Source organism: Streptomyces sp. NPDC059740 (genome assembly GCF_042733155.1).
In the GTDB taxonomy this organism is placed as follows: domain Bacteria; phylum Actinomycetota; class Actinomycetes; order Streptomycetales; family Streptomycetaceae; genus Streptomyces.
On record NZ_JBHWGP010000029.1, the window covers coordinates 1 to 17466 of the forward strand.

Here is a 17466-nt window from a genome sequence, read left to right on the forward strand (position 1 = left end):
ATACTCCCCCGCCCACCACCTAGACTTACTCTGTTTCTTTGGTCGGCTGCTTTTGTTTTGTTTCTGCGGGGGGGGCGGGGGCCCCCCAGCGGCGTCCGTCCCGGACGTGCGTCCGGGGCGGGTCAGCTCCAGCTGTTGTGGAGCGGCTTGCCCTCGGCGTACCCGGCGGCGCTCTGGACGCCGACGACGGCGTTCGCGGCGAACTCCTCCAGGTTGGCGGCGCCGGCGTAGGTGCAGGCGCTGCGGACACCGGCGATGATCGAGTCGATGAGGTCCTCCACACCGGGACGGGCCGGGTCGACGAACATCCGCGAGGTGGAGATGCCCTCCTCGAACAGGCCCTTGCGCGCCCGGTCGTAGGCCGACTCCTCGCTGGTGCGGTTGCGCACCGCGCGGGCCGAGGCCATGCCGAAGCTCTCCTTGTACGGCTTGCCCTCGGCGGTGTGCTGGAGGTCGCCGGGGGACTCGTAGGTGCCGGCGAACCAGGAGCCGATCATCACGTTGGACGCGCCGGCGGCCAGCGCCATGGCGACGTCCCGGGGGTGGCGGACACCGCCGTCGGCCCAGACGTGCTTGCCGTGCTTGCGGGCCTCCCTGGCGCACTCCAGGACCGCGGAGAACTGCGGGCGCCCGACGCCGGTCATCATGCGGGTGGTGCACATGGCGCCGGGGCCCACACCCACCTTGATGATGTCCGCGCCCGCCTCGATCAGGTCGCGCACGCCCTCGGCGGCCACGATGTTGCCGGCCACGATCGGGACCTGCGGGTCCAGGGCGCGCACCGCGCGGACCGCGTTGATCATCGACTCCTGGTGTCCGTGGGCGGTGTCCACCACGAGAGTGTCCACCCCCGCGTCCAGGAGCGCCTTGGCCTTCCCGGCGACGTCGCCGTTGATACCGACGGCCGCGGCGACCCGCAGCCGGTTCTCGGCGTCGACGGCCGGGGCGTAGAGCGTGGCGCGCAGGGCGCCCTTGCGCGTCATGACGCCGACCAGCATGCCCTCCTCGTCCACCGCCGGCGCGAGCTTGCGGTTGGCGGCGTCGAGCCGGTTGAAGGCCTCACGGGCGTCGATGCCGGCGTCCAGCACGAGCAGGTCGCGGCTCATGACCTCCGAGACCTGGGTGAAGCGGTCGACGCCGTTCAGGTCGTGCTCGGTGACGATGCCCACCGGCCGCCCGCCCTCGACGACCACACAGGCGCCGTGGGCGCGCTTGGGCAGCAGCGACAGGGCGTCGGCGACGGTCGCCACGGGCGAGAGCACGATCGGGGTGTCGAAGACCAGGTGGCGGCGCTTGACCCAGGAGACGACCTCGGTGACGACCTCCAGGGGGATGTCCTGCGGGATGACGACGAGGCCGCCGCGGCGTGCGACCGTCTCCGCCATCCGCCGGCCCGCGATCGCGGTCATGTTCGCGACGACCAGGGGGATGGTGGTGCCGGTGCCGTCAGGCGTGGAGAGGTCGACACCCTGCCGGGAGCCGACGGACGAGCGGTTCGGGACCATGAAGACGTCGTCGTACGTCAGGTCGTACGGCACGGCGGGGTTCTCTTCGGCCTGGCCGGTCCGCGGGTTCAGGAAGCGCATACAGCCAGGATACGGGCGCGCGCGCTGCGCAGTCGGATCATCCGACCAGGTCGGAGGCCGGTTGTGCGATCCGACGAACCCGGCGGGGCGGGGGTCGCGGACCGGGGGTGGCGAGCCGGGGGCGCGGGTCGCGGACCGGGGCGCGGGTCGCGGTGCGGCATCCGCTTCCGGGCCCCGGTGCACCCGGCGACCGGGGCCGGGGGGCGGTTCCGGGGCGGCTGCGGTCGGCGCGGTGCGGTACCTGCCGCCGGTGGCGCAGGTGTGACGGAGGTGCGCGGGAGCGGTGTGCATACGTGCAGGACCGCCGGGCAGGCGGACCTCGGGCCACGCGGCCGCCCGGCCGCTACGAGGGGTCGGAGCAGGCCCGGGGCCCGCCCCCGACCGACCGCCGAAGGCCCGGCAGAGCGAACGCGACGAGAGCGAGGAACCCGTGGCCTCCCCCAGCAAGGAAACGTCCGCCGAGGAGGCGCCCCACGACGAGAAGTCGTCGGCGCCGCGCCGTACCGCGTCGCGGCGGAGCAGCGGCAGCACCTCCTCGGCGGAGCGCCCCTCGCGACGGCGGTCGGACCAGCGCGAGGGCCGCACACGGACCTCCTCGTCCTCCTCGTCCTCCTCGTCGCCCTCGTCCGGCTCCTCGGACGGGGACCGCGGCACGGCACGGCGTGAGCGGCGCGAGGGCGGTGAGGACAAACGGCCCGGGTCCGGCACCCGGGCGTCCGGGACCTCGCGGTCGTCAGGCGCAAAGGCCTCGGACGGCGGTGACCGTGAGGACTCGCACGGCGGCGACCGTCACCGTGCGGAATCCCGTGACCGTGCGGAATCGCACACCGAGGAGCGGGACAGCCGGGACGCCGAGGACCGCAACCGTGCGGGCGCCGAGGACCAGGCTCGCGCCGACCGGGACCACCGGGACCACCGGGAGGACCGGGAGGACCGGGAGGACCGGGAAGACCGAAACCACCGGGACGACGCCGCATCGGAGGGCCTCGACGACTGCGACGGCCCCGACGATCGGGCGGGCGGCCGGGAGGGCTCCGGCCGCTCCGACGCCTCCGACGCCGGTGGCCGCGAGGACGTGGAGCCGCGCCGTCGGCGGCCGGGGCTGCGGCAGATCGCCCGGGAGGCCGTTCTCCAGCTCGCGGAGCTGCTGGGCCCGGGGACCCCGCCGACCTCGGTGTCCTCGGTGAAGCGCACCGAGGAGGGGTGGCGGGCGGACGTGGAGGTCGTGGAGGTGGAGAAGATCCCCGACACCTCCAGCCTGATGGCCACCTACCGCGTCGAGCTGGACGAGGAGGGCGAGCTCATGGGCTACGAGCGGGTGGACCGGTACACCCGGGGCAACGCCGAGCGGGGCTGAGCGTCGACGCCCGCCGCCGGCCCGCCCCGAGCGGCCCGGACCGGGCGACCACCGGATCAGCGGCCCCACCGGCCTCCCGCCGCGGGAGCCGGAGACCAGCGGAAGGCAACACTATGTCCGACTCGTGGACGGGCGGCCTCGCGGGAAGCGGTGCGGCATCGCCGTACGCCTCGCAGGGCTCCTCCGCCAACCTCGCCGACATCCTGGAGCGGGTGCTGGACAAGGGCGTGGTCATCGCCGGAGACATCCAGATCAACCTGCTCGACATCGAACTTCTCACCATCAAGCTGCGGCTGCTGGTCGCCTCGGTCGACAAGGCCAAGGAGATGGGCATCGACTGGTGGGAGCACGACCCCTCGCTGTCCTCCCGCGCCACGCGCGAGGACCCGGCGAAGACGATGGGGCGGCACAGCGGTCGGGACGCGCTGGCGGAGGAGAACGCCCTCCTGCGCAGGCAGCTGGAGGAACTGCGGGCCGCCGTGCGACTCCCCGCCGCGGACGACGCCGCTGCCGGTCAGGCCCCGGTGGTCGAGGGCGGCACGGCGGGCGAGGAACCCGTCGACGAGGAGGACCGAGGTGAGCAGGCGGCCGGTGACCGCGGCGGGCGCCGCGCGAGAGAGGACGAGGACCGTTGACCGAGCGCACGACCCCCGCTCCCCCGGCGGCCGGAGCCCCGGACACCAGCCGCTACCTCTACGCGGTGGGGCCGGCCGGCGAGGCACTGGACGCCGCCGCCGCGCAGGTCCCGGGGCTCTTCGGTGAACCACTGCACGTGGTGACCGCCGACGGCCTGGGCGCGCTGGTCTCCGCGGTCCCCGCCCGCGACTTCGACGAGGCGGGCCTGCGCAGGCAGCTGGAGGACATGGAGCGGCTGGAGCTGCTCGCCCGCGGCCACGACGCGGTGGTGGCCGGCGCCGGCCGGCACGCGACGGTGCTGCCGATGCGGCTGGCCACCGTCTACCTCGACGACACGCGGGTGGCAGAGATGCTGCGGGCGCGCGCAGAGGTCTTCCACGGCCTGCTGCGACGCCTGGAGGGCCACCGGGAGTGGGGCGTGAAGGTCTACGCCCACGCACCGGCCGAGCAGGACCCGGCACCGGAGCCCGCAGTGGGCGGCGACACCTCGCCGGGCCGCTCCTACCTGCGGCGGCGCCGGGCACAGCGCAACGGCCGCCGTGACATCCACCGGGCGGCCGGCACCGTTGCCGCGCGCGTCCCGCAGGCGGCCGAGGGTCTCGCGGTGGGCAGGGTCGCCCACCGGCCGCAGCAGGGCCCGGCGGCCTCGGGCAGCGCACCCGCCGGACCGGGCGGGGCGGCGGAGAACGTGTGCAACGAGGCCTACCTCGTCCCGGACGACCGCATCGAGGAGTTCCGCGCCCGCATGGCGGGCCTCGCGGAGGGTGTGGAAGGAGTGTCCGTTCAGGTCACAGGGCCGTGGGCACCGTACTCCTTCGCCACCCCGCCCGAGCCGGGCCCGGCGGACGCCTCATGAGCAGCGCCTGGCCGGAGCCGGCCGTGCCCGAGGACGAGGAGTCGCCGCTCGCAGGCCGGCAGGTCGCCCTGATCGACCTGCTGGACCGGCTGCTCACCGGCGGCGCGGTCCTCACCGGCGACCTGGTGCTCTCCATCGCGGACGTGGACCTCGTCCACATCAACCTGCGTGCCGTCATCCACTCCATCACCCCCGACGAACCGGCGCCGTGGTGAGCGCCGTGGAAGGCCCGGACATGCGACCCGACGCCGGTCAGCCGGCACCGCCCGAAGCAGCGGCCGACGGCGGCGGTGCCGCGGACACCCGCGGCGCGCCCGCCCCGGGGGACGCCGAGCGGCTGCGCCCGGCCTTCGACCTGTTGCCCGCCGCCGCGGCCGGGCTCTTCGACGACCCGCAGGCCGCACCGGGGTCGGCAGCCTCCCGGCTGAGCACCGACCCGGACACCGTCGAGCGCGACCTGATCAAACTCGTGCTGACCATCGTCGAGTTGCTCCGCCAGCTCATGGAGCGCACCGCCCTGCACCGGGTGGACCAGGAGGACCTGACGGAGGACCAGGAGGAGCGCATCGGTCTGACCCTCATGATCCTCAAGGACCGCATGACGGAGCTGTGCGACCGCTACGGCCTGACGATGGAGGACCTCAACCTCGACCTGGGCCCGCTGGGCAGCCTCCTGCCCAGGGACTGAGGACGCCGGAGGCGGCCCGGGGGCGGGGAAGACCGTCCGAAGCCGCGGCGCCCGGCGGCGGAAGGCGTGCCCCGGGCGGACGGCGCACCGGCCGGACCACCGCGGGCCGCGACACCGCAGGCCGGGAGTCCGCTCGTCCCGCGGCCCGCAGGACGTCGACCGGTGCGGGCCGGGGCTACTCGCGGGCGAGGACCACGGCCAGGCCCGTGGGGGTGTCCCGCCAGTAGGCCACGGCCTCCACCAGGACGCCCTCCCACAGGGCCCACTCCCCCGGCTCCGCCTTCGCGTAGTCCTGCCAGCCGCGGACGGCCAGGAGGCGGCCGGCCTCGGTGGGGCACCAGGAAAGGTCGCGGAGGCAGTCGGCGAGGGCGTCCCAGTTCCGGCCGAACCAGGAGGGCAGGTGCAGGGCGCGGGCGCAGGCGTCCATGAAGGCGGGCTTGTCGGCGACCCGGCGCAGGTCCAGCAGGGTGGCCCGCCAGCCGGCGTCACGGGCCAGCTCCACGGCCTCGGCGGCGGCCCGGCCCGCGGGCCAGGTCAGCACACCGGCCGGGGTGCGGCCGGCCAGGACGGCCGCGAGGGGCTTGGGCACGGGCGTGGTCATCGCCGCACCGCCCCGGGGGCGGTGCGGGCGCGGGTGCGGAGGCGCGGGCCCGCCTCCGGGGCGGGGCTCACTCGCCGTCCGGGTCGGCGCGGTCGAGGGCCGGACGCGGTCCGGGGCCGGTCTCGGCGAGCAGGTGGTCGGCGGCGGCGGTGTCGGTGACGAGGCTGGTCACCAGCCCGGAGCGCAGTACCGCGCCGATCGCCTCGGCCTTGCGGCGGCCACCCGCGATGGCCACCACCTCCGGGATGCGGCGCAGCCGGTCGGCCTCCACGGTGATGCAGCGCTCGCCCAGGTCGCGGCCGATGCGGCGGCCCTCGGCGTCGAAGAGGTGCGCGGACATCTCCGCGGCGGCCCCCAGCGACCGGTAGGTCTCCCGCTCGTCCTCGCCGAGCATGTCGTAGACCGTGGAGATGCCCGGCTCCCAGGAGCCGATGGACACGCAGGCCACGGTGACCTCGTCGAAGTACTCGAAGGCCCGGGCGATGCCGGTCTGGCCGCGCAGCGCCTTCGCGGTGCCGGCGTCGGGCAGCAGCATCGGGGCGTAGATGGGGTGCGCCTCACCGCCGGAGACCTCCGCGGCCCTGCGCACCGCCTCGACCGAGCCGCGGTCGGTGGTGCCCGCGTCGTAGACGCCGGTGAGCTGGACGACCGTGCACGGCGGGAGGTGCTGGAGGGCCGCGGCCATGTGGATGGTCGAGCGGCCCCAGGCCAGCCCGAGCACGTCGCCCTCGTGGACGAGTTCGCCGAGCAGGCCGGCGGCGACCTCGCCGAGGTTCTCCGGGTCCGGCGCGTCGACCGCGGCGTCCTCCGGGGACTCCACCACGACCGCGTGGCGCAGACCGTAGCGGGCGCGCAGGGCGTCGGAACGCTCGGCGTCCAGTTCGGCCGGGACGCGGATCTCGATGCGGACCAGATCCCGTTCCAGGGCCGTCTCCAGCACCCGCGCGACCTTGAAGCGGCTGACCCCGAACTCCTCGGCGATCTGGATCTTGGACTTGCCCTCCAGGTAGAAGCGACGGGCCATCGCCGCGGCCTGCACCAGCTCGGCGGGGCCCATCCCGGACTGCGGGCGGCTGGCTACCACGAGAATCTCCCCTACTCCACGGCTGATCGCTTCCCCGCCATCCTTCCAGAAACCCGAAGTCGGCGGGGACCACGGACGGCGAGCAGCAGCGGAACTTCCCGTGGCCGCCCGCGATCCGCCCGGTCCGCGGACGGCCTGGTCACCGGCCGCGCCGGGCCCCGTGCGGGCCGTGACCGGCCCGAGGGCCCGCGAAGGAACGGGCGGTGGTCAGTGCCGGCAGGACGTGGCGGTCTTCTCCGCCTGCTCCCGCAGCCCGCGCACCGCCGCCGCCGGGTCGTCCGCCCCGTAGACGGCCGAGCCCGCGACGAACACGTCGGCGCCCGCCTCGGCGCACCGCTCGATGGTGGACGCCGAGACGCCGCCGTCCACCTGGAGCCACATCTGCAGGCCGTGGCGGGAGATGAGCTCCCGGGTGCGGCGGATCTTGGGCAGCATGATGTCGAGGAAGGCCTGGCCGCCGAAGCCCGGCTCCACGGTCATGACCAGCAGCATGTCGAGTTCGGGGAGCAGGTCCTCGTACGGCTCGATCGGGGTGGCCGGCTTCAGGGCCATCGCGGCCCGGGCGCCCTTGGCGCGGATCTCGCGGGCGAGCCGCACCGGCGCGGCGGCGGCCTCGGCGTGGAAGGTGACCGAGCCGGCGCCCGCCTCCACGTAGGCCGGTGCCCACCGGTCGGGGTCCTCGATCATCAGGTGGCAGTCCAGGGGCGTGTCCGTCGCCTTGCGCAGCGACTCCACGACGGGGACGCCGAGCGTCAGGTTGGGCACGAAGTGGTTGTCCATGACGTCGACGTGGAGCCAGTCGGCGCCCTCGACGGCCTTCGCCTCCTCCGCGAGGCGGGCGAAGTCGGCGGACAGGATGCTGGGGTTGATCAAGGCCATGGGGCCAGTATGTCAATGCCCCGGTGGCGGCGCGGGGGCGGTGGTGGTCACGCGGTCCGGCGCAGCAGCGCGAGGTACATCGCGTCGGTGCCGTGCAGGTGCGGCCAGAGCTGGACGTCGGGGCCGTCGCCGAGCGCGGGGACGCCGGGGAACAGCGGGCGGGCGTCGAGGAACTCGGCCTTCTCCTCGCCGGCAGCGCCACGGCCCGCCAGCACGTCGTCGACCACGGCGCGGGTCTCGGCCAGGTGCGGGGAGCAGGTGGCGTAGCCGACGACGCCGCCGACGCGGACCGCGCGCAGCGCCTGCCGCAGCAGTTCGCGCTGGAGCGGGGCGAAGCCCGCGAGGTCCTCGGGGCGGCGGCGCCAGCGGGCCTCGGGGCGGCGGCGGAGCGCACCGAGGCCGGTGCAGGGCACGTCGAAGAGGACGCGGTCGAAGGAGCCGGGGCGCCACGGGGGGCGGGTGGCGTCCGCGGTGATCACCTCGTACGGGCCCGGGTTGCCGGCCAGCGAGCGGGCGACGAGCCCGGCGCGGTGGGGCTGCTTCTCGGAGGCGAGCAGGTGGGCGCCGCGCTCGGCGGCGAGGGCGGCCAGCAGGGCCGCCTTGCCGCCGGGGCCCGCGCAGCCGTCCAGCCAGCGGGTGTCGGGGCCCTCCAGCGGGGCGCTCGCGAGCGCCGCAGCGACGAGCTGGCTGCCCTCGTCCTGCACACCGGCCCGGCCCTCGCGCACCGCGTCCAGCCGGCCCGGGTCGCCGCCCTCGCCGAGCCGCACCGCGTACCGCGACCAGCGGCCGGGCAGCGCGCCCTCCTCGCCGACGGCGGCCGTCAGCTCCTCGGGGGTGGAACGGCCGGGACGGGCGACGAGGGTGACCTCGGGGCGTTCGTTGTCGGCTTCGAGGAGGTCCTCGATCCCGGCGCGCGGCCCGCCGAGCGCGTCCCACAGTGCGGAGACGATCCAGCGGGGGTGGGAGTGGACGACGCCGAGGTGCTCCTCGGGGTCCTCGTCCCAGGACGGCGCGACGCGGTCCAGCCAGCCGTCGAGGTCGTCGGCGGCGATGCGGCGCAGTACGGCGTTGACGAACTTGGCGCGGCCGTCGCCGAGGACCACCCTGGCCAGTTCGACGGTGGCGCTGACCGCGGCGTGGGTGGGGATGCGGGTGCCCAGCAGCTGGTGTGCGCCCAGGCTGAGGACGTCGAGCACCGGCGGGTCGACCTCGCGCAGCGGGCGGTCCACGCAGTCGGCGATGATCGCGTCGTAGGTGCCCTGACGGCGGAGGGTGCCGTAGACCAGCTCGGTGGCGAGGGCGGCGTCACGGCCGTCGATCTCCCCGGCGTCCCGGGCCTTGCGCAGCAGCGGGGGGAGCACCAGGTTGGCGTAGGCGTCCCGCTCGTCGACGGCCCGCAGCGCCTCGAAGGCCAGGATGCGGACGGGGTCCTTCTTGGGACGCCGGTAGGGCCGGTGGGGGCGACGGGAGGGGGCGCTCACGGGAAAAGGTGCTCCGGGATGGCTGGTGGGTGTCGGTGGTGCGGCCGGGCCAGGACGGCGGCACCGGCAAGCCCCCAGCCTACGCCGGGGGCGCGGACCGGCCAGTGCCGGTGACCTCCGCCGCCGGCGCGGTCAGTCGCCGAGCCGTTCGCCCTCGGTGATGCGGGTGCCCCGGGCCCAGTCGGCGCCCGCCATCGGCTTCTTGCCCTGCGGCCTGACCCACCGCAGTTCCACGGCGTGGCTGCCGGTGCCGACCAGGACGGACTTCTTTCCGGCCGCCAGGGCGCCGGGGGCGAGGTCGGTGCGGTCCGGCACGGGGACGACGTCGGTGAGCTTGAGCCGCTCGCCGCGGAAGGTGGTCCAGGCGCCCGGCGCCGGTGCGCAGGCACGGACCAGCCGGTCGACGCGGAGGGCCGGGGCCTGCCAGTCGACCTGGGCGTCGGCGACCTCGATCTTGGGGGCGAGGGTGATGCCCTCGGCGGGTTGCGGCTTCGGCTGCAGGGTGCCGTCCTCGATGCCGTCCATGGTGGCGGCGAGCAGGCCCGCCCCGGCGAAGGCGAGCCGGGTGAGCAGGTCGCCGCTGGTGTCGGTGGGGCGGATCTCCTCGGTCACCACGCCGTAGACCGGGCCGGAGTCCAGGCCCGCCTCCAGCTCGAAGGTGGTGGCGCCGGTGACCTCGTCGCCGGCCAGGACGGCGTGCTGGACGGGTGCCGCGCCGCGCCAGGCGGGGAGCAGCGAGAAGTGGAGGTTGACCCAGCCGCGGGCGGGGATGGCCAGGGCGTCCTTGGGGATGAGCGCGCCGTAGGCGACGACCGGGCAGCAGTCGGGGGCGATCTCCCGCAGCCGGGCCTGGAAGTCGGGGTCGCGGGGGCGCGCGGGCTTGAGGACCTCGATGCCGGCCTCCGCGGCCCGCTCGGCGACGGGGCTGGCGACCAGGCGCCGGCCGCGGCCTGCGGGGGCGTCGGGGCGGGTGACCACCGCCACCACCTCGTGCCGGTCGGAGGCGATCAGGGCGTCCAGGGCGGGTACGGCGACCTCGGGGGTGCCGGCGAAGACGAGCCTCATGTGTTGGCGCACTACCTCTCTCGGGCTGCTGGCGGCGGACCAGTCTACGAGCCGGCGCGGGGGCGGAGCGGTGCGGGAGTGCCCGCTCCGGCACCGCGGCCCGCCACCACGGGGCGCGCGGAGAGCGGCACGCTCCGCGGCGCGGCCGGTGCGCCCCCACCGCGCCCCCGGGCGTGACCATCCACGCGGGTGCCGCGTTGGTCAATCGGCATTGACCGTGTCGGGCCCGCGCCGGGACGGCGATGTACCAGACCAGACCATCCCTTCTGCCGGTTCGAGAGGCTCACCCATGGCCGACCACGCAACCCACGACGCCCAGGCACGTGCCAGCCTGCAACTTCTGGTGCGGGACATCGAGCGGGTACGACGGCAGGTGGACGCCCTGCGCACCCTGACCGCCCAGCTCGGCAACGTCTACCGGCCCCGGCGTACCGGCCCCGCAGCGGGCTTCGTCGTCTACGGGCGGGCGCCGGCGCCCACCGTCCGGCTCGCCCAGGAACTGCGGGACAGCGTGGAGACGCTGGTGACTGCCGCGGTGGAGTTCGACCGTTCGCTCGGCTTCTCCTGGGACGCGGTGGGCTCCGCCCTCGGGGTCACCAAGCAGGCCGTGCACCGCCGGTACGGCGCACGGCGGACGACGGCGGGCGGCGGCGAGGGGGCGGCCACCCAGACCGCGGAGGCGACCGCGGCGAAGGTCGCCGGGCCGGCCGTGACGCCGAGCGTGCCAGCCGCCCGCACGGTTCCCGGTCAGCCCTCGGGGCTGCTCCGCGAGGAACCCCGCTCGGGCGTGCTCCCCGGGCCCCGCAACGGCTGAGGGCGTCAGGCCCCTCGGGTCCCGCCCTCCCGTGCCGCGTCCCGCGGCCCTGCCCGCCACCTGACACGCTTCGGACAGCCGGGCCCCGGTCAGGTGTGCGCGACCGGTACGGCCCCCGCTCACCGGCAGCGGCTGTGCCCGGTGTCTCAGCCCCGCCGAGAGGCACGCCGCGGCGCACGCGCCGGGGTGGCGGCCACGACCGTTCGGGCCCCGGGTCGCCGGTGACCGGCCGTCATCCGAGGTCGGGCGGGTCCACCCGCACGCGGACCGCGCCGCCCTCGCGCCGCACCAGTCGGGCCGTCACCGCTTCCTTCAGCGCGGCGGCCAGCGCTCCGCCCTGCCCCGGCCGGACCCGGACCAGCGCACGGTCCCAGCTCTCCCCCGGCGGCGGGTCCCCCGGCCGCCGCGGACTGCCGGACGGAGGCGGGGTCAGCGGCACCGGCCCGAGGACCTCCGCTCCGTCCGGCAGCCGCGCGCCCGACAGGAGGTCGGCGACGTCCGCGGGACGCCCGGTCACCGAGGCCATCCGGGAGACCGGCGGGAAGCCGAGTTCGGCGCGGTCGGCCAGTTCCCGGACGGCGTGACCGGCCGGGTCCCAGCGCACGAGGGCCTGCACGGGGCGGAGTTCGGGGGCGGCCGTGACCACGACCGTGCCGCCCTCCTCGGCGCCGCGCACCAGTGCTGCGGCCGTCATCCACAGCCGCAGCGCCTCCTCGCCGGCGCGCAGGTCGGGCCGGCCCAGCAGCGCCCAGCCGTCCAGCAGGAGCGCCGCGGCGTAACCGCCCTCGGCGACCGGTTCGGCGCCCGGGGTGGAGACGACCAGGGCGGGTGAGGCCGGGACGGTGCTCAGGACGTGGTCGCGGCCGGAGGTGCGGACCGGGACGGCGGGGAAGGCGCGGCCGAGCTCCTCCGCGGTGCGGCGGTGCCCGACGACGGTGGCCCGCAGCCGCCGCCCGCCGCACTCGGGGCACTGCCAGCGCTCCTCGGTCCGGCCGCACCAGCCGCAGAGCAGGTCCCCCGAGTCGCGGGCCTGGAGCGGCCCGGCGCAGGCCGAGCAGCGCGCCGCCTCCCGGCAGCGTTCGCAGGCCAGCCGGGGGACGTAGCCGCGGCGCGGCACCTGGACCAGCACCGGGCCGTGCCGCAGCCCCTCGCGGGCAGCCTCCCAGGCCACGCTGGGCAGCCGGGCCGCGCGGGCCGCGGCGTCCCTGACCTCGTCGAGTTCACCGACCGTGCGGACCAGCGGGGCGGCGGCGCGGACCACCTCGCGGGGGGCCGTCAGCGGACGCGCGAAGCCCGTCTCCACGAGCTGGGCGGCCTCCGTGGTGCAGGTGTGGCCGCCGAGCAGGAGACCCGCGCCCTCGGTGCGGGCGCGTTGCAGCAGGACCTCGCGGGCGTGGGGCTGCGGGGCCTGCTGGTCGCTGAGGGCGGCGTCGCCGTCGTCCCAGAGCGCGACGAGGCCGAGGTCGCGGACGGGGGCGAACATGGCGGCGCGGGTGCCGACGACGGCCCGGACCGACCCCCGCCGCACCGCCAGCCACTGCCGGTAGCGCTTCTCCGGCCCGGACTCCGCGGTCAGCACCACGTGCCGGCCCGGGCCGAGGAGGGCGGTGAGCGCCTCGTCCAGGCGCTCCACGGCGCGGCCGTCGGGCAGCACCGTCAGGGCGCCGCGACCGCCGGCCAGGGTGGCGGCCATCGCGGTGGCGGTCTCGGCCGGCCAGTGGGGGCCGGGGAGCGCCGTCCACACCGCCCGCGGGCCGGCGCCCCGGGCCAGCGCCGTCAGGAACGCGGGCCCTTCGGGATAGCGCCGCCAGGTCCCGGGCTCCGGCAGCTCCGGAGGGGGCAGCGGCTCGGGTGAGGGCCTGGACTCGGCGCGGGCGTTGCGGGGCGGGATCGCCAGTTGCAGGACGTCGGCGAGGGAGCCGGCGTAGCGGTCGGCGACCGCCCGGGCCAGGGCGAGCAGTTCCGGGGTGAGGACCGGTTCCGGCGAGAGGACCTGGGCGAGGGCGGCGAGCGGCCCCACGTAGTCGGACTCGGCGAGCCGCTCCACGATGAAGCCGTCGATGAGCCGGCCGCCCTCGCGCCGCCCCTCACGCACGGTGTGGGAGCCGGCGCCGAACCGGACGCGGACGCGGACGCCGGGCCGGGCGTCGGCGTCCATGTCGGCGGGGACCGCGTAGTCGAAGTAGCGGTCGAGGTGGAGCACGCCCTTGTTGACCACCACCCGGGCCACCGGCAGCTCGGCGGCGAGCGCAGCGCCGCGCCAGGTACGGGGCCTGGCGGGGTCGGTCCTGGCCCGCCGCACGCTCTCCCGGATGAGGGCGAGCTGCTCCCCCTCCGCTCCCGGTGACCGCCCGTTCTCGCTGCTCACACCTCAGGTCTACCAGAGGGGACCGACATCACCGGGACCGCCGGTGCCCGGCGGGACCACCACGCACGGCGGCCCCGCCACCTCCGCGGAGGTGGCGGGGCCGTACCCGTGGTGCGCCGGGGGCTCAGATGCCGGCGGCGGCGCGCAGGGCGTCGACGCGGTCGGTGCGCTCCCAGGTGAAGCCGGCCTCCTCGCGGCCGAAGTGGCCGTAGGCGGCGGTCTCGGCGTAGATCGGGCGGAGCAGGTCCAGGTCGCGGATGATCGCGGCCGGACGCAGGTCGAAGACCTCGGCGATGGCCTGCTCGATCTTGTCGGTGTCGACGGTCGCGGTGCCGAAGGTCTCCACGAACAGACCGACCGGCTCGGCCTTGCCGATGGCGTAGGCGACCTGGACCTCGCACCGGGCGGCCAGGCCCGCTGCGACGACGTTCTTGGCGACCCAGCGCATGGCGTAGGCGGCGGACCGGTCGACCTTGGACGGGTCCTTGCCGGAGAACGCACCGCCGCCGTGCCGGGCCATGCCGCCGTAGGTGTCGATGATGATCTTGCGGCCGGTCAGGCCGGCGTCGCCCATGGGGCCGCCGATCTCGAAGCGGCCGGTCGGGTTGACCAGCAGGCGGTAGCCCTCGGTCTCCAGCTTGATGCCCTCTTCGAGGAGCTGGGCCAGGACGTGCTCGACGACGAACTCGCGGACGTCGGGAGCGAGCAGCGAGTCCAGGTCGATGTCGGCGGCGTGCTGCGTGGAGACCACGACCGTGTCGAGCCGGACCGCCTTGTGGCCGTCGTACTCGATGGTGACCTGGGTCTTGCCGTCGGGGCGCAGGTAGGGGATGGTGCCGTTCTTGCGCACCTCGGACAGGCGCCGCGAGAGGCGGTGCGCCAGGTAGATCGGGAGCGGCATGAGCTCGGGGGTCTCGTCGCACGCAAACCCGAACATCAGGCCCTGGTCGCCGGCGCCCTGCCGGTCCAGCTCGTCCTCGTCGCCCTCCACACGGTTCTCGTACGCCGTGTCGACGCCCTGGGCGATGTCCGGGGACTGCGACCCGATGGACACCGAGACGCCGCAGGAGGCGCCGTCGAAGCCCTTCTTCGAGGAGTCGTAGCCGATGTCCAGGATCTTGTCGCGCACCAGGTGGGGGATGTCGGCGTAGGCCTTCGTGGTCACCTCGCCGGCCACGTGGACCTGGCCGGTGGTGATGAGCGTCTCGACGGCGACCCGGGAGGCCGGGTCCTCCTTCAGGAGGGCGTCGAGGATCGTGTCGCTGATCTGGTCAGCGATCTTGTCAGGGTGACCCTCGGTCACGGATTCCGAGGTGAACAGACGGCGGGACACATCGCTCCCTGGGGTTGCAGCGGCTGCTGGCTGATCATGAGCAGACAGGCCGGGAGCTGCGCCCGGCCCGTTCCAGCGGCCAGTTTATCGGTCATGTGTGGCGTTGCGGCACACGGTCTCGAACTCCGGGAGTCGCGTGGCCTGCGCCACAGCCGCGTCGTGGTCCGTATCCTGCCCGATCGCGCGGCTCCGACCGTGGTGACGCGAGGGGAACGGTGGCGTCGGGGGGCGGTCGGCGATCTCGCCGGGGCCGGGCGCCCCACCGGGGCGCGGACCGGGGTCCGGGCGCCGCGGGCTGCTCCCGGGCGCTCCCGCCGCCCTTCCCGCGGCTCAGCCCAGACGTGCGGCGACCAGGTCCCAGACCCGGTCCGCCAGTGCCTCCTTCGGCCCGTGCGGCACCGGGGTCTCGGTACCGTCCGTGGCGAGGATCACGGCCTCGTTCTCGGTGGCCCCGAAGGTCTTCTCCGCTCCCACCTCGTTGACCACCAGCAGGTCGCAGCCCTTGCGCCGGAGCTTTGCGCGGCCGTTGGCGAGGACGTCGTCGGTCTCCGCGGCGAAGCCCACCACCACCCGGCCGGGGCGGCGCTCGGCCGCGAGTTCCGCCAGGACGTCGGGGTTGCGCACCAGCGCCACGGGCTCCGGCTCCTGCCCCTCCCGCTTCTTGATCTTCCCGGTGGCGTAGGTCGCGGGCCGGAAGTCGGCGACGGCTGCGGCCATCACCACGGCGTCGGCGTCCGCGGCCGCCGCCAGGGCGGCCTCCCTCAACTGCACCGCGGTGCCGACCGGACGGACTTCCACCCCGGCCGGGACGGGCAGGTCGGCGTTGGCGGCCAGCAGCGTGACCCGTGCGCCGCGCGCCGCCGCGGTCGCGGCCAGGGCGTACCCCTGCCGGCCGGAGGAGCGGTTGCCGAGGAAGCGGACCGGGTCCAGCGGCTCACGGGTGCCGCCGGCGCTGACGACCACATGGCGTCCGGCCAGGTCTTGGACGGCCGTGCCGCGGGCGAGCACCGTCCGGCAGAAGGCGAAGATCTCGGCGGGGTCGGGGAACCGGCCCTTGCCGGTGTCGGCGCCGGTCAGGCGGCCGACGGCCGGCTCCAGCACCAGGGCGCCGCGGCGGCGCAGGGTCGCGACGTTCTCCTGGGTCGCCGGGTTCTCCCACATCTCGGTGTGCATGGCCGGGACGTAGACCACGGGGCACCGGGCGGTCAGGAGGGTGTTGGTGAGCAGGTCGTGGGCGAGGCCGTGGGCCGCCTGGGCCAGCAGGTCGGCGGTGGCGGGGGCGACCACGACCAGGTCGGCCTGCTGGCCGATGCGCACGTGCGGCACCTCGTGGACGGACTCCCACACCTCGGTGGTGGCGGGCTTGCCGGACAGCGCCGCCCAGGTGGCCTCGCCCACGAAGTGCAGCGCGGCGGCGGTCGGCACCACCCGGACGTCGTGGCCGGACTCGGTGAACCGCCGCAGCAGCTCGCACGCCTTGTAGGCGGCGATGCCCCCGCTCACGCCCAGCACGACGGACGGCGCCGCCTGCGCCTGCCCGCTCTGCTCCCGCTCGTCCATCCTCGCCTCTCCCCGCCTGCCGGCCCCGCCGGCTCGTATCCGGACCACCTGCGACGGCCACCCGGTGGGCGGCCCCTGTCGCGGCCTGCGTCGCCGTTGCCGGTCGACCCACCCATGACACACCACGGGCCCGGCGGTCGCGCCGCCAGGCCCGTGGTGAGTGCGCGCGGGGCGCTTCCCCGCGCGGTGCTACTGGGTGACCGGGCCCTCGACGGCCTCGGAGGTCAGCAGACCCGCGTTGATCTCGCGCAGTGCGATCGACAGCGGCTTCTCGTGGACGTGGGTGTCGACGAGCGGACCCACGTACTCAAGGAGGCCCTCACCGAGCTGCGAGTAGTACGCGTTGATCTGGCGCGCGCGCTTGGCGGCGTAGATGACCAGGCTGTACTTCGAGTCGGTGGCTTCGAGCAGCTCATCGATCGGCGGATTGATGATGCCCTCGGGCGCGGTGATGGAAGAGGACACTCTCTGCCTTCCGAAGGGGTGGAGTCTGTCGTGCGTTCACAGAACTTCCATCAAGGCTAGCAGCTCGCGGGCCACGTCCTCGACGGAGGTGTTGACAAGGGTGGTGTCGAACTCGGGCTCGGCCGCCAGCTCGGTGCGGGCCGCCTGGAGCCTGCGTTCGATCACCTCGGGGGCCTCGGTGCCGCGGCCGGTGAGACGGCGGACCAGCTCGTCCCAGCTCGGCGGGGCGAGGAAGACCAGCCTGGCATCGTTCATGGACTCCCGGACCTGCCGGGCGCCCTGGAGGTCGATCTCCAGCAGCACCGGCTCACCGGACTCCAGCCGCTCCAGGACGGCTTGGCGCGGGGTTCCGTAGCGGTTGCCGGCGAACTCGGCCCACTCCAGCAGTTCGCCGTTGGCGACCAGCTTGTCGAACTCCTCGTCGTCGACGAAGAAGTAGTGGACGCCGTGGCGCTCGCCGGGCCGGGGGGTGCGCGTGGTGGCGGAGACCGAGAGCCAGATCTCGGGATGCACCTTGCGCAGATGCGCGACGACCGTGCTCTTGCCCACCCCCGAGGGGCCGGAGAGCACGGTCAGCCGCGGCTGCCTGACCGGGTGGGCTGGGGGGACCTCCCGCGCGGCGTCGGGGTCGCCCGCGCCGTGGGGCACTGCTGCACTCATGCCGCGATTATTCCAGCTTCCCGGGGGTGGCGG

At 75.4% G+C, this 17466-nt stretch carries 17 protein-coding genes; 6 read left to right on the forward strand and 11 right to left on the reverse strand.

Going from position 1 to position 17466, the window contains the following annotated elements:
* Nucleotides 1-122 precede the first annotated feature (122 nt).
* Entirely contained in the window at nt 123-1586 is a 1464-nt protein-coding gene (locus ACFV3R_RS26050) for a GuaB1 family IMP dehydrogenase-related protein (RefSeq protein WP_385587928.1), read from the reverse strand.
* Between the two features lie 430 nt (nt 1587-2016).
* Between ACFV3R_RS26050 and gvpO the strand changes: the two genes are divergently transcribed.
* The 5 genes from gvpO (at nt 2017) to ACFV3R_RS26075 (ending at nt 5123) form a co-directional block, all read left to right on the forward strand.
* A complete protein-coding gene (gene gvpO / locus ACFV3R_RS26055) occupies nt 2017-2943 on the forward strand; it encodes a gas vesicle protein GvpO (RefSeq protein WP_385587931.1) in 927 nt (308 codons plus the stop codon).
* Nucleotides 2944-3056: 113 nt separating this feature from the next.
* Entirely contained in the window at nt 3057-3578 is a 522-nt protein-coding gene (locus ACFV3R_RS26060; protein ID WP_385587934.1) for a gas vesicle protein, read from the forward strand.
* Nucleotides 3575-4435 carry a GvpL/GvpF family gas vesicle protein gene (locus ACFV3R_RS26065; protein WP_385587937.1) on the forward strand — a complete coding sequence of 287 codons (861 nt, stop codon included), beginning with the start codon at nt 3575-3577 and terminating at the stop codon, nt 4433-4435. Before ACFV3R_RS26060 ends, ACFV3R_RS26065 begins: the two co-directional genes overlap by 4 nt.
* Nucleotides 4432-4650 (forward strand): gas vesicle protein, encoded by a 219-nt coding sequence (locus ACFV3R_RS26070; protein ID WP_385587940.1) that lies wholly within the window; start codon nt 4432-4434, stop codon nt 4648-4650. The genes ACFV3R_RS26065 and ACFV3R_RS26070 overlap by 4 nt, the downstream gene beginning before the upstream one ends.
* A gap of 20 nt (nt 4651-4670) precedes the next feature.
* Nucleotides 4671-5123: a gas vesicle protein K gene (locus ACFV3R_RS26075; protein ID WP_385587943.1), complete on the forward strand. Its 453-nt coding sequence runs from the start codon at nt 4671-4673 to the stop codon at nt 5121-5123.
* Nucleotides 5124-5298: 175 nt separating this feature from the next.
* On the opposite strand, the gene ACFV3R_RS26080 is transcribed toward ACFV3R_RS26075, so the two are convergent.
* The 5 genes from ACFV3R_RS26080 to fmt all read right to left on the reverse strand — a co-directional run bounded on the left by ACFV3R_RS26080 (nt 5299) and on the right by fmt (nt 10233).
* Nucleotides 5299-5724 carry a barstar family protein gene (locus ACFV3R_RS26080; protein WP_385587946.1) on the reverse strand — a complete coding sequence of 142 codons (426 nt, stop codon included), beginning with the start codon at nt 5722-5724 and terminating at the stop codon, nt 5299-5301.
* Nucleotides 5725-5791: 67 nt separating this feature from the next.
* On the reverse strand, nt 5792-6781 hold the full coding sequence (locus ACFV3R_RS26085; protein WP_385588161.1) for a sugar-binding transcriptional regulator: 990 nt from the start codon (nt 6779-6781) through the stop codon (nt 5792-5794).
* A 234-nt stretch (nt 6782-7015) separates the two neighbouring features.
* Nucleotides 7016-7687, reverse strand: coding sequence for a ribulose-phosphate 3-epimerase (gene rpe, locus ACFV3R_RS26090; RefSeq protein WP_385587949.1), 672 nt, complete (start codon nt 7685-7687; stop codon nt 7016-7018).
* Between the two features lie 47 nt (nt 7688-7734).
* Nucleotides 7735-9168: an RsmB/NOP family class I SAM-dependent RNA methyltransferase gene (locus ACFV3R_RS26095; RefSeq protein ID WP_385587952.1), complete on the reverse strand. Its 1434-nt coding sequence runs from the start codon at nt 9166-9168 to the stop codon at nt 7735-7737.
* A gap of 132 nt (nt 9169-9300) precedes the next feature.
* Nucleotides 9301-10233, reverse strand: coding sequence for a methionyl-tRNA formyltransferase (gene fmt / locus ACFV3R_RS26100; protein ID WP_385587955.1), 933 nt, complete (start codon nt 10231-10233; stop codon nt 9301-9303).
* A gap of 289 nt (nt 10234-10522) precedes the next feature.
* On the opposite strand from fmt, the gene ACFV3R_RS26105 reads away from it, so the two are divergent.
* Complete coding sequence (locus tag ACFV3R_RS26105; RefSeq protein WP_385587958.1) at nt 10523-11047, forward strand: hypothetical protein; 525 nt, start codon at nt 10523-10525, stop codon at nt 11045-11047.
* 232 nt (nt 11048-11279) lie between these two features.
* Here the strand turns inward: ACFV3R_RS26105 and ACFV3R_RS26110 are convergent, their stop codons facing one another.
* From ACFV3R_RS26110 to gmk, 5 genes are all read right to left on the reverse strand, one after another.
* Nucleotides 11280-13415, reverse strand: coding sequence for a primosomal protein N' (locus ACFV3R_RS26110; RefSeq protein ID WP_385587961.1), 2136 nt, complete (start codon nt 13413-13415; stop codon nt 11280-11282).
* Nucleotides 13416-13539: 124 nt separating this feature from the next.
* A complete protein-coding gene (gene metK, locus ACFV3R_RS26115) occupies nt 13540-14748 on the reverse strand; it encodes a methionine adenosyltransferase (protein WP_385587964.1) in 1209 nt (402 codons plus the stop codon).
* 330 nt (nt 14749-15078) lie between these two features.
* Nucleotides 15079-16308 (reverse strand): bifunctional phosphopantothenoylcysteine decarboxylase/phosphopantothenate--cysteine ligase CoaBC, encoded by a 1230-nt coding sequence (gene coaBC / locus ACFV3R_RS26120; RefSeq protein WP_385587967.1) that lies wholly within the window; start codon nt 16306-16308, stop codon nt 15079-15081.
* Between the two features lie 189 nt (nt 16309-16497).
* On the reverse strand, nt 16498-16773 hold the full coding sequence (rpoZ, locus tag ACFV3R_RS26125; protein WP_385587970.1) for a DNA-directed RNA polymerase subunit omega: 276 nt from the start codon (nt 16771-16773) through the stop codon (nt 16498-16500).
* A gap of 36 nt (nt 16774-16809) precedes the next feature.
* Complete coding sequence (gene gmk / locus ACFV3R_RS26130; RefSeq protein ID WP_385587973.1) at nt 16810-17433, reverse strand: guanylate kinase; 624 nt, start codon at nt 17431-17433, stop codon at nt 16810-16812.
* Nucleotides 17434-17466 lie beyond the last annotated feature (33 nt).

Coding starts and splice junctions, on each gene's coding strand:
- ACFV3R_RS26070 (WP_385587940.1), top strand. CDS start 4,432: ATGAGCAGCGCCTGGCCGGAGCCGGCCGTGCCCGAGGACGAGGAGTCG.
- gmk (WP_385587973.1), bottom strand. CDS start 17,433: ATGAGTGCAGCAGTGCCCCACGGCGCGGGCGACCCCGACGCCGCGCGG.
- fmt (WP_385587955.1), bottom strand. CDS start 10,233: ATGAGGCTCGTCTTCGCCGGCACCCCCGAGGTCGCCGTACCCGCCCTG.
- rpe (WP_385587949.1), bottom strand. CDS start 7,687: ATGGCCTTGATCAACCCCAGCATCCTGTCCGCCGACTTCGCCCGCCTC.
- ACFV3R_RS26060 (WP_385587934.1), top strand. CDS start 3,057: ATGTCCGACTCGTGGACGGGCGGCCTCGCGGGAAGCGGTGCGGCATCG.
- coaBC (WP_385587967.1), bottom strand. CDS start 16,308: ATGGACGAGCGGGAGCAGAGCGGGCAGGCGCAGGCGGCGCCGTCCGTC.
- ACFV3R_RS26080 (WP_385587946.1), bottom strand. CDS start 5,724: ATGACCACGCCCGTGCCCAAGCCCCTCGCGGCCGTCCTGGCCGGCCGC.
- ACFV3R_RS26075 (WP_385587943.1), top strand. CDS start 4,671: ATGCGACCCGACGCCGGTCAGCCGGCACCGCCCGAAGCAGCGGCCGAC.
- ACFV3R_RS26050 (WP_385587928.1), bottom strand. CDS start 1,586: ATGCGCTTCCTGAACCCGCGGACCGGCCAGGCCGAAGAGAACCCCGCC.
- ACFV3R_RS26105 (WP_385587958.1), top strand. CDS start 10,523: ATGGCCGACCACGCAACCCACGACGCCCAGGCACGTGCCAGCCTGCAA.
- ACFV3R_RS26085 (WP_385588161.1), bottom strand. CDS start 6,781: ATGGGCCCCGCCGAGCTGGTGCAGGCCGCGGCGATGGCCCGTCGCTTC.